This is a genomic window from Cytobacillus sp. FSL R7-0680, assembly GCF_038009245.1.
GTDB classification, from domain to species: domain Bacteria; phylum Bacillota; class Bacilli; order Bacillales; family Cytobacillaceae; genus Cytobacillus; species Cytobacillus kochii.
Window position 1 is genome coordinate 458,554 of sequence record NZ_JBBPAO010000001.1, and the last position, 14,374, is coordinate 472,927.

Genomic DNA, 14,374 nt, shown 5'->3' on the forward strand with positions numbered 1-14,374 from the left:
CAAGTAGTACTTATAATCTAAGTTTACACTATATTACCAATGTATACGGTCATTTGTAAAAGAAATAACCTCTTTTATAAGATGTTTACATTTTCTTATAGTTTTTAACATAGGAGGAGACATAGTGGTTATTATTGATCATCAAGAATTAAAAGGTATTCCCGCTTTGCATATCGTGAAAGATGAGTTTAAATCTGAATCGTTGCCCCTCATTTTCTTCATTCATGGTTTTACTAGTGCGAAAGAGCATAACCTACATTATGCCTACCTTCTTGCTGAAAAAGGATTTCGTGTTATATTACCAGAAGTGAATGAACATGGTGAAAGAGGTCATGGATTGCCAGAGCCTGAATTGCAATTGAAATTTTGGGATATGATTATTCAAACAATTAAAGAATTACCTGAGATAAAAGAAGAGTTAGTAGCTAAAGGGTTAGTTGATGAGAATCGTATTGGTGTGGCAGGTACTTCGATGGGCGGAATTATTACACTCGGTGCCTTAACACAATATAAATGGTTGAAGGTGGCAGTTAGTTTAATGGGCATGCCATATTATGAGAAGTTTGCTGGTATGCAAATTGAAACAATGCGGAAAAAAGTAAAGGATTTCCCATTATCAGACACTCAAGTAGAGGCTGTTCTAGATGAAATTACAAAGTATGATTTAAGTAAACAAGAGGAAGTTTTATCAGGGCGTCCGTTGCTATTTTGGCACGGTAAAAAAGATACGACTGTTCCATTTGCGCCAACTTATGACTTTTTTCAAACGATACAACCTTTATACAAGGGACATCCAGACAGGTTGAATTTCATTGTTGATGAAAATGCAGGACATAAGGTAAGCAGAGAAGGATTATTAGCAACAGTTGAATGGTTTCAACGATATTTATAAGAAAAAGTGATAGTTAAAACAGCTATTCCTTTTTCATTGATGACTTTTTTGTTATGATAGCTATAACATATGATATGAGGAGTTGTGTTCGATGGACAAAGATTTAAAAGAAAGCATTATGGGCGCACTTGAACTTGTTGTTGACCCTGAATTAGGAGTAGATATCGTTAATTTAGGACTCGTCTATGATGTTACTATGGATGATGAAGGAAATACGGAAGTTGAAATGACTTTAACTTCCATGGGTTGTCCTTTAGCTGGCACAATTGTTGATCAAGTGAAAACAGCGCTTGCTGATATCCCTGAAGTAAAAAGCACGGAAGTCAATATTGTATGGAGTCCGCCATGGACAAAAGATAAAATGTCTAGATATGCAAAGATTGCATTAGGCGTTCGTGATTAATTAAGGTGTAAGAAAAAACAGCAAAGCATTGCTTGCTGTTTTTTTGTATGAAAAAATATAGAAATAAAATAGCGCTCCTTTGCCTTAGGTACAGGGATAAAGCTTAAAGTAGAGAAGCGAACGATATTTAGTACTCTAATTGGCATATGCCAATAGAAGATTTCATGTTATATTGGAATAAAATCATTTTACATTTTATTTATAGAAAAAGTTATCGACGTGATCGATAAGACGGAGTTGATTTACATGAAACAAACTCATATTAAGGATTCACTCAATCGGCCATTACGAGATTTACGTATATCAGTAATTGACCGTTGCAATTTTAGATGCCAATATTGTATGCCAGCAGAAATTTTCGGACCAGATTTTGTTTTTCTACCTAAGAATGAATTGTTATCTTACGAAGAAATTGAAAGATTAGCACGGATTTTTGTTGGTTTAGGTGTAGAAAAAATTAGGTTAACGGGTGGAGAACCCTTACTACGGAGAGAATTGCCTTTATTAGTGGAGAAACTATCTCAAATTGAAGGCTTAGAGGATATCGGCTTAACAACTAATGGCGTATTATTACCTAAATTTGCTACTCAATTAAAAGCCGCTGGGTTAAAACGGGTGAATATTAGCTTAGATAGTCTGAAAGATGAATTGTTCGGTGAAATTAATGGACGCAATGTTGGGACAGGTCCGGTGATAAAGGGAATACACGCAGCAAAAGAAGCGGGACTCGGTGTCAAAATTAATATGGTTGTGAAAAAAGGCTTAAATGATGAAGAAGTCCTACCAATGGCGAAGTTTTGTAAAGAAAATTCACTACAGTTAAGATATATAGAGTATATGGATGTTGGTGATACAAACGGTTGGAAAATGGATGATGTGGTGACAAAGAAAGAAATTTTCCAGCAATTAAATGAACATTATGATCTTGAGCCTGTTGATCCTGACTACTTTGGCGAAGTTGCTAAAAGGTATCGATACACTGGTACTGATATAGATGTAGGATTTATAACCTCAGTATCTGAATCTTTTTGTTCTAGTTGTACCCGCTCAAGATTATCTGCTAATGGGCAGTTATATACATGTTTATTTAATGGTGAAGGACATGATATTAAATCATTTATTCGTTCAAATGTCTCTGATGATGATATTGTCGGATATGTTACTGACATATGGAACCATCGGAATGATCGTTACTCTGATGTCAGAACAGACGAAACGAGAAAAAATCGCAAAAAACTTGAAATGTCTTATATTGGCGGATAAAGATTATTTAGGGGATGGAAACAGATGCTAGAAAAGAGGAAGCCGATTCAGGTTGCTGAAGCAGTTGAAAAAGTAATGAGATATAAACAAAGCGGCGCCGTTGAATTTGTCTCAATTAAGGAAAGTCATGGTAGATATTTAGGAAAAGATTTAACGGCAACAAGTGATGTACCACATTTTAATCGCTCCCCATATGATGGCTTTGCAGTTAGGTCTATAGATACGAAAGAAGCTTCTTTACAAAATGAGGTCGTTTTTGAAGTAGTTGATCATATTGGAGCAGGCTACGTATCATCAAAGAAAATAGGACCAATGCAAGCAGTACGTATTATGACGGGGGCAAAAATCCCTGATTCATGTGATTGCGTCGTTATGCTTGAGGTAGCGAGATCGTTTGAAGATGGGGACCAATCGTATATGTCTATTAAGCGTAGCTTCAACGCTGGTGACAATGTTTCTTTTCAAGGGGAAGATGCAAAGAAAGGCGAGGTACTCGTTGAAAAGGGGACGAAAATTAATCCTGGTATCCAAGCCATTCTAGCGACATTTGGCTATGCTGAAGTACCTGTAGCTAAAGGTCCGGTTATTGGGTTATTTGCAACTGGAACGGAATTATTAGAAGTGGAAGAAGAACTAGAGGATGGAAAAATAAGAAATAGTAATAGTACGATGCTCATAGCGCAAATCGAGCGCGTTGGTGCTGATGTGAAATATTATGGTAAACTACCAGATGAATTTGATACATGTTACGAAGCAATTGCGACTGCAATTGATGATGTAGACATTCTTATCACAACAGGTGGTGTATCTGTAGGAGACTTTGATTATCTCCCTGCGATATACGAGAAGCTACAGGCGGAAGTTCTGTTTAATAAAGTCGCAATGAGACCTGGTAGTGTTACGACAGTAGCACAGATAAATGGAAAATTATTATTTGGCCTCTCTGGGAATCCTTCTGCTTGTTATGTTGGCTTCGAATTATTTGCAAGACCAATCATTCGTTATATGTTAGGTTGCCGCTCCCCTCATTTAAGAAAAGAAACAGCAATCTTACAGCAGGATTTTCCAAAAGCAAATCCATTTACAAGATTCGTTAGAGCCGATGTGTATGTCACAAATGGATCATTGATGGTGCGACCTAGCGGTGTTGATAAATCAAATATTGTCATGAGTTTAGCAAGAGCAAATGCATTTATGGCATTGCCAGGTGGTACGAGAGGCTATGGTGTTGGAGATATTGTTGAAGTTTTCATGCTTGAAGATTTTGTGGGTAGCAATTGGCCGTGGTAACACCTAAAATTATGCAAGTGGTTGGTTATCAAAATAGTGGTAAGACGACATTCGTCACTCAACTTGTACAAGCACTAGCAGAAAAAGACTTGAATGTTGCAACGATTAAACATCATGGCCACGGTGAACCTGATGTAGTTTCAAATAAAGATAGTAGTAGACATATCGTATCAGGAGCAACTGCCACCATTGTCGAAGGTGAAGGCATGCTATTAATGCAAGCAAAAAAGCTTAATTGGACACTTGAAGAGCAGATTCAAGTACTAACTTATATGAATCCAGATGTTATTATTATTGAAGGACATAAAAAAGCAAACTATCCTAAAGTACTATTACTGAGGGATGAAAACGATCAAAACCTTATTGAGCAACTGTCAAACATCAAATATATAGTGACAAAAGATGATAGCAATGAAGTGGTTATAAAGGAAATAGTGAATAAACTTATACGGTAGTTAATTACATGATATTAGTACATAAGATACTCCCCTAAAGGTAGACAGGTTTTAAATAAACCTGCTTTACTGCTAGGGGAGTATTTTATTATGCATTCAATTGTATAGAAAAATGGGGATGAACGAAAGAAGGTTAAGGTTAAAAAGAACAGTAAAAAGATTTTTTTAATAAATTAATCATTTTTGGTTTAATTGGCTTATCTTCGGGTAGGGGTTTAAATAAAAGTCCGAAAAATGTGTTAAATCTAAATTTTTATTTAATTTGTTAAAAAAACTTACAAAAACCTGTTGCATTTCTTTTCAGAAATTTCTATAATAGTAGTTAAATATTTAATAAATATGAATAAAAATTTATAAATATACAAAATTAAAGGGTGACATGATGAAAGCTTCAATTATTGGTACTACAGGATATGGTGGGGCAGAACTATTGAGAATATTAAAAAACCACCCCGAATTTGAAATCTCTTCTATACATTCCACTAGAGATAATTTAGCCATTTCTGATGAATATCCACATTTAATCGGAATCATGAACAATCAATTACAAAAGATAGAGCCAGAGAAAATTAGTGAAAGTGCAGATATTGTGTTTTTAGCAACCCCCTCTGGTGTATCGGGTGAATTAGCGGCACAATTTGTGAATAAAAATATTAAAATAGTAGATTTATCAGGAGATTTAAGATTACCAGCATCAGAATATAAACAATGGTATAAGAAAGACCCTACTTCTGATGAGGTGATTAATCAGGCGGTATATGGATTAACTGAGTGGAATCGAGACCAAGTGAAAACTTCTGACCTGATTTCGAACCCTGGTTGTTATCCGACTGCTACATTATTAGGTTTAGCTCCTGTAGTTATTGAGCAATTAATAGAAAAAGATCAAATTATCGTAGATGCAAAATCAGGCATCTCAGGTGCGGGTCGTTCTCTATCAAGGACGTCGAGTTTCGCCGAGGCGAATGAGAACTTCTCGGCATATAAAGTGAATCAACATCAACATACACCTGAAATTGAACAACAATTAAAGGTTTGGAATAAGGAAATGGAAGCAATCACCTTTACTACACAGTTACTACCAATCACCAGAGGTATAATGGCTACAAGTTATGTGAAACTGAAAGAAAATTACTCGACTAAACAGTTAGTGGAATTATACGAGCATACTTACCAGCAAAGTCCGTTTGTACGTGTTCGTCCAGTCGGTAATTATCCATCAGTAAAAGAGGTAGCCGGTTCTAATTATTGTGATATTGGTTTACATGTTGATGAGCGCACAGGCCGAATGACAATTATCTCTGTGATTGATAATTTAATGAAAGGGGCAGCTGGTCAGGCTGTGCAAAATGCAAATTTAATGTTTGGAATGGAAGAAACGACAGGGCTGGAAATGTCCCCGTTATACCCATAAGGAGGAACGACAAACAATGGAAGCAACTAAAAACAGCCTTATTACATTTATACAAGATGGCTCTATTACAACACCAAAAGGTTTTAAGGCCGATGGTATTTATGCAGGGCTTAGTAAAGGGAAAAAGGATCTTGGAATGATTGTTAGTGAACAACCAGCGAGTAGTGCAGGTGTTTATACAACAAGTTCCTTTAAAGCAGCTCCTTTATTAGTAACCCAAGAAAGTATTGCCGCTAAAGGTAAGCTTCAAGCGATTGTCGTAAATAGTGCTTGTGCAAATGCTTGTACAGGAAAGCAAGGGCTTGAAGACGCTTATAAGATGAGAAAGCTGACTGCAGAGCAATTAAATTTGACTGAGCACTTAGTCGGAGTTGCATCTACTGGAGTCATTGGCGAATTTTTAGATATGGAAAAAATCGACCAAGGGATAAAATCCATCCAACCACAAGCAACAAAAGAACATGCTAATAGTTTTGCTACAGCAATTTTAACAACTGATTTAATTGATAAGCAGACTTGCTACTCAGCTGAAATAGCAGGTGGGACGATTCATATGGCAGGTGCAGCAAAAGGGTCAGGAATGATCCACCCTAATATGGCAACAATGCTTGGTTTTGTGACAACGGATGCGCAGGTAAGTCCCAGTGATCTACAGATGGCACTTAAAGAAATCACAAACGAGACATTTAACCAGATTACAGTAGATGGAGATACATCTACAAATGATATGGTCCTTGTTATGGCAAATGGGATGAGCGAAACGGGAATATTGAGTCCAGCTCATAAAGATTGGCCCATTTTCATAGCGTTGTTAAAACAAACATGTGAAGAGTTGGCAAAATCAATTGCTAGAGACGGCGAAGGTGCTACCAAACTTGTTGAAGTAATAGTCAAGGGTGCCATTACAAACGAAGAGGCACAAAAAGCGGCTAAACAAATTGTTGGTTCTAATTTAGTGAAGACAGCTATTCACGGAGCAGACGCTAATTGGGGACGAATAATTGGTGCGCTAGGGCAAAGTCAAGTACAGGTTGATCCGAATAATGTAGATATTTCTATAGGCCCCATTCAAATGTTAAAAGAGAGTACTCCCGTTTCCTTTTCTGAAGAAGAAGCGAAGGCATATTTACTTGGTGAAATGGTGGAAATTCACGTTGATCTACATATTGGCGAATGCTTAGCAAAAGCTTGGGGATGCGATTTGTCGTATGATTACGTGAAAATAAATGCAAGTTATCGTTCCTAAGGAGGAATAGACAATGAAGCGTATTGTAATAAAATGTGGGGGAAGCGTGATGGATCAGCTATCACCTGCGTTCTTTGAAAGTTTACATCATTTACAGAAGAATGGTTACCAACTTATTTTTGTTCACGGTGGTGGTCCTGAAATAAACAAAATGCTGCAAATACACAAGGTAGAATCACAATTTATCAATGGTTTAAGAAAAACAACGCCAGAGACTATGAAGATTGTTGAAATGGTGTTATCAGGTGTAGCCAATAGGAAGTTAGCAACATTGCTTGATAGTAATGGTTTTAAAGCAGTTGGTTTAAATGGAAGTGACCACGGTTTCCTACAAGCTGATTTTATTAATGAAACAAAGCTTGGGTTAGTAGGAGAAATTACCAAAGTGAAAGCGGAGTTATTAGAAGTAATTCTTAATAAAGGCTATATACCTGTTGTAACACCTATTGCTACAACAGAAAGTGGCAAGAAGTTAAACATCAATGCAGATTTTGCTGCTGCGTCTGTAGCAAAAGCAATTGAAGCGGAAATGTGTATATTCGTCACCGATGTTGAAGGTGTATTAATTGATAAACAACTCGTAGAGCATTTAGATACAGAAGAAATAAAACAGCATATTGACAGTGGTGAGATATCGGGCGGGATGATACCAAAGGTAAACTCTGCAGTGGCGGTGTTAGAACAAGGCCTTGCTAGTGTAATGATTGCTTCTGGGAAGCACAACTTTTTTAATGGAGAAGCTTGGATAGGGACAAGAATGACAAAAAAACAAGTAGAGGTGGTACAATAATGAATCATTTATTCCCCACATATGCTCGCTGGGAAGTAGAACCAGCAGATGCAAAAGGCACAAAACTAATAGATAAAAACGGGAAAGAATATTTAGATTTCACCTCCGGAATTGGTGTCACTAACTTAGGTCATCGTCCCGATTCAGTCCAAGCAGCGATCACAAAGCAATTAAATAAGTTTTGGCATGTATCCAATCTATTTACACAAGAACAACAAGCAGTGGCAGCAGAAAAGTTAGCTCATGCATCTGGTTTAGCTTATACATTCTTTGCAAATAGCGGAGCAGAGGCAAATGAAGGGGCAATTAAATTAGCCAAAAAAGCTACAGGTAAAGATAAAATCATAACTTTTAATAAATCTTTTCACGGTCGAACTATTGCTACGATGGGTGCAACAGGTCAGGATAAAGTAAAACAAGGGTTTGGGAGTATGCTGCCAACATTTTCGTATGCTACTTTTAATGATATCGAGTCGGTGAAATCATTAATAGATAATGAAACAGCGGCCGTGATGGTGGAAGTGGTTCAAGGTGAGGGTGGTATTCATCTTGCAGATTCTGCCTTTTTAGAAGAATTGCAACAATTATGTCATGAATACCAAGCATTGCTAATTATTGATGAAATTCAAACAGGCATTGGTAGAACAGGTAAACCATTTGCCTTTCAACATTATGACCTACAACCAGACATAATTACTTGTGCAAAAGGGCTTGGAAGTGGGCTACCAATCGGTGCTATCATAGGCAAAGAAAATTTAAAAGAATACTTTGGTCCAGGTAGTCATGGTTCCACATTTGGAGGAAATCCATTAAGTATTGCCTCAGCAATCGCTACAATGGAGATAGTCTTCAATGAGGATTTTTTGTCAGAAGTGAATGAAAAAGCAGAATATTTACTTGAACAGTTGAAGAAATCGCTATACAATATAGAAGAGGTAACTGCTATTCGTTCATTAGGATTAATGATTGGTATAGAGATGAATACAAATATAGCATCTTTATTGCAATTCTTAAGAAATGATGGCTTGCTTACGTTATCGGCGGGTGAAAATGTCTTGAGATTATTACCACCGTTAACAGCAACAGTAGAAGAGATCAATCAAGCAGTCGCTATACTAAAAAAGAATATAGTTCCAGTTCAGACAGCCTGAAATATGGCTGCATTTTTAAAACTAAAAATGCATAAAAATTAATTTTGTTTAATGAATATACAGAAGTTCACGAGGTGTTAAAGATGGAAGGGTATCTACATTTAAAAAGCGGTCATTGTTATAAAGGGGAATGGCTAAATACGCCACCACAAAATGAGGTTGCAGGAGAAATTGTTTTCTTTACAGGAATGACAGGTTATCAAGAAGTGCTAACAGATCCATCCTATAAAGATCAGATTATCGTTTTCACTTATCCTTTAATTGGGAATTATGGCGTGAATGAATCAGACTTTGAGAGTAAGAAGCCACATGTAGCTGGAGTGATTGTTTATGAGGGGACTAATGAACCTTCACATTATCAATCTTCCTATACACTGAAGGAGTATTTGCATAAATGGAATATTCCTGTGCTAGGGCATATGGATACAAGGTCAATTGTGAAAAAAATTCGGGCAGTTGGTTCCATGCCAGCAACTATGTCAACTCATTCTGTAAAAGAAACAACATGGAGTAAACAAGAGGATCAAAAGGTTGAATTGGTTTCTAATCCTCAGATGCACACATATGGTGAAGGTGATAAACATGTTGTTCTTTATGATTTTGGCTATAAGAAATCAATACTTAATAGCTTATTACAGCAAAATTGTAAAGTGACCACTGTGCCATTTTCTACAACATTCAATGAAGTTGCTAAGTTAAATCCTGATGGTATCCTACTGTCCAATGGTCCTGGAGATCCGAAAACGCTTCAAAATGTCTTACCTGAACTTAAAAAAGTAATTACGAGCTACCCTACTTTAGGGATTTGTTTAGGACATCAGTTAGCAGCACTTGCACTTGGGGGTAACACAACAAAGTTATCTTTTGGACACAGAGGGGCGAATCACCCTATTAGTGATCTGAAAACAGGACGTGTCATGATGTCTTCACAAAACCATAGCTATGTTGTTGATACAGTAAGTTTAGAAACAACTGGGTTTAAAACAAGGTTCATTAATTTGCATGATCAATCTGTTGAGGGTCTCACTCATGAAATTTATCCGATTGAGACGGTACAATTTCACCCTGAAGCTAATCCTGGACCAACAGATACGCATTATTTATTTTTAGAATTTATTCAAACGATTGAAGAGAAGAAAGGGAGCGTTATCGCATATGCCTAAAGACAACAGTATCCAATCTATCCTGGTCATCGGATCGGGACCAATCGTGATTGGGCAAGCAGCAGAATTTGACTACGCAGGCACGCAAGCATGCGCGGCGCTTAAAGAAGAAGGCTATAAGGTAATATTAGTAAATAATAACCCTGCAACAATTATGTCAGATCACGCATTTGCAGATAAGATTTACTTTGAACCATTAACAGTAAATAGTATTGAAAAAATCATTCAAAAAGAAAAACCAGATGGCTTATTAGGAACTTTAGGTGGTCAAACAGGTCTAAATTTAACCTTTCAACTAAGTGAAGCAGGCGTATTAGATAAATATGAGGTGAAACTTTTAGGTAGCAGTATCGAAGCAATAAAAAAAGGTGAAGACCGGGAAGCATTTCGCCAATTAATGAATGACCTAAATGAACCAGTTCCAGAAAGTGAAATCGTTCATCATGTGGAAGAAGCGGTTGCGTTTGCTGAAAAGATTGGTTTCCCTATCATTATCCGACCTGCTTATACCCTAGGTGGAACAGGTGGCGGTATTGCAACAGATATGAATGAATTAAAGCATTTCGTTAAGAGTGGCCTAAAAGAAAGTACGATTACGCAAGTGCTAGTAGAGAGAAGTATTGCTGGGTTTAAAGAGGTAGAATATGAAGTGATGCGCGACAGCAACAATACTTGTATCACCATTTGTAATATGGAGAACATTGATCCAGTAGGTGTACATACAGGAGATAGTATTGTTGTTGCCCCGAGTCAGACATTAAGCGATGTAGAGTACCAAATGCTTCGTAGTGCTTCTGTCAAAATTATTTCTGAGTTAGGCATCATTGGTGGATGCAATATTCAATTTGCTCTAGACCCAGAAAGTAAAAATTACTACCTGATTGAGGTGAATCCTCGTGTTAGTCGATCTTCTGCTCTTGCTTCTAAAGCAACTGGATATCCGATTGCAAGAATGGCAGCAAAGTTGGCTGTAGGCTATCATCTTTCTGAAATTATTAACCCAGTTACTGGTGATACTTTTGCTAGTTTTGAACCGGCACTAGACTATTGCATTGTCAAATTTCCAAAATGGGCGTTTGATAAGTTCTCTGATGCTGATCGCAAATTAGGCACGCAAATGAAAGCAACAGGAGAAGTAATGGGGATTGATAGAAACTTGGAGAGAGCGCTGATCAAAGCGGTTCATTCCCTTGAAGGAAAAGGACTTGATCTTCACTATCCTCGGATCAAAAAAGATACAAAAGAGACATTACTGAAGGAGTTAGCTGGCCAAACAGATGAAAGATTCTTCATTATATTAGAGTTAATGAGACGTGGGGTAAGCGCTGAAAAGATAAAAAACATCACTAAAATTGATTATTTTTATCTGTCAGCTTTCCAACGTTTAATCTCATTAGAAAAAGAGATTGCACAAGCTTCACTCGAAAATATTGAGCCAGAAATGATGCAACTGATCAAAGAAAAGGGCTTTGGTGATGCCTACCTTGCTTCAGTGTGGCAGGTCGATGAAAAAGCTGTTCGTCATAAAAGAAAAGAAATGGGGATAATCCCATCTTATAAAATGGTTGATACATGTGCCGCCGAATTCGCTGCGTCTTCCAATTATTTTTACTCTAGCTATTTTGGAGAAAATGAACAAATACCGAGCGATAAAAGAAAAGTTTTAATCATTGGTAGTGGTCCGATACGAATTGGCCAGGGAATTGAATTTGATTATTGTTCTGTACAAAGTGTCTTTGCTTTAAAAGATGAAGGTATTGAAACGATTATGATTAATAATAATCCAGAAACAGTCAGCACAGATTTTACGACAGCAGATCGTCTTTATTTTGAACCATTAATCATTGAAGACGTGATGAATGTAATTGAAGCGGAACAAGTGAATGAAGTCATTGTTCAAGTAGGGGGACAAACAGCGCTTAACTTAGCTAATCAGCTAGAGGATTACGGGGTAAAATTACTCGGTACTGATTCGAAAACTATTGATACCCTTGAAGATAGAGAATTATTTTATCAATTATTAGATGAACTTGAAATCCCACATATTCAAGGATACGTGGCAGAAAATGAAGTTGAACTCGAACAATATGTAAACCAAATCGGCTATCCTGTATTGATTAGACCATCTTATGTAATCGGTGGGATGGGAATGGAAACCATTTATAATGATGAAGCGTTTCAAGTTTATAAAAAGAAGGATATTCCATTCCCTGTACTTGTAGATCAATTTTTACAGGCGAAAGAGGCGGAGCTTGACTTAGCCGCAGACGGAGAGCATGTTCTCATCCCGGCAGTTATGGAGCATATTGAAAGGACCGGGGTTCATTCTGGTGATAGTATGTCAGTCTTACCGCCACAAAGCTTATCGAAAGAAGTACAAAATCTTATGATTAAGTATGGACAATTGATGGTTAAAAAGCTTGGATATAAAGGTTTAATGAACATCCAATATATTATTGATGATAACAAAGTTTACTTACTTGAAGTAAACCCGAGGGCAAGTCGAACGGTGCCAATTGTAAGTAAAGTGACTGCTATTCCATTGGTTCAAGAGGCAACGAAAGTATTATTAGGAAAGCAATTTTTCGAAAAAGACCAACTTCCAGAAGATACGAAGCAAACATTTGTTACTGTCAAATATCCGGTTTTCTCTAACTATGCACTAAAAGGTCTTGATGCTAAAGTAGGACCAGAAATGAAGTCAACTGGGGAAGGAATTGCGTTAGCAGCGACTTTACCACAAGCTTTAAAGAAAGTGTTCCAATTACATGGAGATAAAGAACGGTCCGTTTTGTATAGTGGTGAATTAACAGATGGAATTAGGAAATTGGCAAAAGAGTCAAATACCAAATTGCTAGATGCTCAAGGTGCCGAATTAGATGAAACAACTGTTGCACTTTACAATCCGTTCACTGGTGATGAAAACCAACGTATGCGGGAATGGGCGGTTAAAAACAGACTACACACTTTTAGTGAATTAGAGTCGCTTGAGGCCTATTTACTTGCTTTAACCGAAAAGGATTGGCAAGCAGTAGCAATTGAGGATTGGCAAAAAGACAATGTAAAGGAAGTGACGATATCATGATTACAACATCGACTGTATGTGGTAAAAAGTTAGATATACAAGGACAGGATATGCTAACATTAGCTGATTATTCTTCTGAAGAAATCATTGGTCTTGTCGAAAAGGCATATGAAATGAAGCAAACGGATCATCAAGCCGAAGAGCCATTGAAGGGCAAAATATTGGGAATGATTTTTGAAAAGTCATCTACACGTACAAGGGTTTCCTTTGAAGCGGGTATGTTACAACTTGGCGGTCATGCCCTATACTTAAATAGTAATGATATGCAAATCGGTAGAGGAGAAACGATTGCAGATACAGCAAAAGTATTATCTAATTATGTTGATGGTATTATGATTCGTACATTTTCTCATGATATTATAGAAGAACTTGCAACACATGCTACTATTCCAGTGATTAATGGGTTAACGGACCAATATCATCCTTGTCAAGCACTAGCAGACTTGTTAACGATTAAAGAAGTAAAAGGACAATTAGCAGGTATCAGTTGTGTTTATGTAGGAGATGGCAATAATGTAGCTCACTCATTAATGATTGCAGCAGCAAAAGTTGGCATGCATATGACGATTGCATGTCCGAAAGGCTACGAACCAGATGAAAAAGTGGTTGCTTTAGCACAAGGATTTGCTGAAGTGACAGGTAGTAAAATTCTCGTCGAAAACGATGTGAAAAAGGCGGTTGATGGCGCTGATGTCATCTATACGGACGTCTGGACGAGTATGGGTCAAGAAGAAGAAAATGAAATGCGTTTACAAGTCTTTCATGATTATCAAGTGAACGAGTCACTAGTAGCCTGTGCAAAAGAAGATTATTTATTCCTTCACTGTTTGCCCGCACACCGTGGGGAAGAAGTCTCGGCGTCTGTTATTGACGGTGATCACTCCGCTGTTTTCCAACAAGCAGGCAATCGCCTTCACGCACAAAAAGCCTTATTAACTGAATTACTATAAGTTTCCTGAAGCATGAATTATTCTGTTCCTAGAATGGTTCGTGCTTTTTATCATTAGAAGAGAATTTAGGCAGTTTGAGGTGAGCAAAAAGGTATAGCTCTTCCATTGAGGAAAAATGGGCAAAGATAGCTGCGGAGTAAGAGTGATTTAAAAAGTACACCCAACAATAAAAGAGCCAAAGCCAGGCTTGCAATCTGATTTGAGTAAAACACAATACCTACAATTTCCTTTATGATTCCTCCTTCTCGCGGAAATAATAAAAGTGTAAGTTT

General features: G+C 37.2%; 12 protein-coding genes. All 12 read left to right on the forward strand.

What is annotated here, in order from left to right; genetic code table 11:
- Nucleotides 1–124: 124 nt before the first annotated feature.
- The gene (locus MKY26_RS02305; protein WP_322909160.1) at nt 125–892 is read left to right on the forward strand and encodes a prolyl oligopeptidase family serine peptidase; all 768 of its coding nucleotides are present in this window, start codon (nt 125–127) and stop codon (nt 890–892) included.
- Between the two features lie 91 nt (nt 893–983).
- On the forward strand, nt 984–1,295 hold the full coding sequence (locus MKY26_RS02310) for a metal-sulfur cluster assembly factor (protein WP_095369832.1): 312 nt from the start codon (nt 984–986) through the stop codon (nt 1,293–1,295).
- A 246-nt stretch (nt 1,296–1,541) separates the two neighbouring features.
- Entirely contained in the window at nt 1,542–2,558 is a 1,017-nt protein-coding gene (gene moaA, locus MKY26_RS02315) for a GTP 3',8-cyclase MoaA (RefSeq protein WP_328198732.1), read from the forward strand.
- 24 nt (nt 2,559–2,582) lie between these two features.
- Entirely contained in the window at nt 2,583–3,848 is a 1,266-nt protein-coding gene (locus MKY26_RS02320) for a molybdopterin molybdotransferase MoeA (protein WP_307317918.1), read from the forward strand.
- The gene (mobB, locus tag MKY26_RS02325) at nt 3,842–4,303 is read left to right on the forward strand and encodes a molybdopterin-guanine dinucleotide biosynthesis protein B (protein WP_095369829.1); all 462 of its coding nucleotides are present in this window, start codon (nt 3,842–3,844) and stop codon (nt 4,301–4,303) included. The genes MKY26_RS02320 and mobB overlap by 7 nt, the downstream gene beginning before the upstream one ends.
- A gap of 382 nt (nt 4,304–4,685) precedes the next feature.
- On the forward strand, nt 4,686–5,717 hold the full coding sequence (gene argC, locus MKY26_RS02330) for an N-acetyl-gamma-glutamyl-phosphate reductase (protein ID WP_322909163.1): 1,032 nt from the start codon (nt 4,686–4,688) through the stop codon (nt 5,715–5,717).
- A 16-nt stretch (nt 5,718–5,733) separates the two neighbouring features.
- The gene (argJ, locus tag MKY26_RS02335) at nt 5,734–6,963 is read left to right on the forward strand and encodes a bifunctional ornithine acetyltransferase/N-acetylglutamate synthase (protein WP_341091955.1); all 1,230 of its coding nucleotides are present in this window, start codon (nt 5,734–5,736) and stop codon (nt 6,961–6,963) included.
- A gap of 13 nt (nt 6,964–6,976) precedes the next feature.
- The gene (argB, locus tag MKY26_RS02340) at nt 6,977–7,753 is read left to right on the forward strand and encodes an acetylglutamate kinase (protein WP_341091962.1); all 777 of its coding nucleotides are present in this window, start codon (nt 6,977–6,979) and stop codon (nt 7,751–7,753) included.
- The gene (locus tag MKY26_RS02345; protein WP_341091964.1) at nt 7,753–8,904 is read left to right on the forward strand and encodes an acetylornithine transaminase; all 1,152 of its coding nucleotides are present in this window, start codon (nt 7,753–7,755) and stop codon (nt 8,902–8,904) included. The genes argB and MKY26_RS02345 overlap by 1 nt, the downstream gene beginning before the upstream one ends.
- A gap of 83 nt (nt 8,905–8,987) precedes the next feature.
- Nucleotides 8,988–10,067, forward strand: coding sequence for a carbamoyl phosphate synthase small subunit (locus tag MKY26_RS02350; RefSeq protein WP_307317905.1), 1,080 nt, complete (start codon nt 8,988–8,990; stop codon nt 10,065–10,067).
- Nucleotides 10,060–13,152 carry a carbamoyl phosphate synthase large subunit gene (locus MKY26_RS02355; protein WP_341091967.1) on the forward strand — a complete coding sequence of 1,031 codons (3,093 nt, stop codon included), beginning with the start codon at nt 10,060–10,062 and terminating at the stop codon, nt 13,150–13,152. Before MKY26_RS02350 ends, MKY26_RS02355 begins: the two co-directional genes overlap by 8 nt.
- Nucleotides 13,149–14,102: an ornithine carbamoyltransferase gene (gene argF / locus MKY26_RS02360; protein WP_095369822.1), complete on the forward strand. Its 954-nt coding sequence runs from the start codon at nt 13,149–13,151 to the stop codon at nt 14,100–14,102. The genes MKY26_RS02355 and argF overlap by 4 nt, the downstream gene beginning before the upstream one ends.
- The last annotated feature ends 272 nt before the right edge of the window (nt 14,103–14,374 follow it).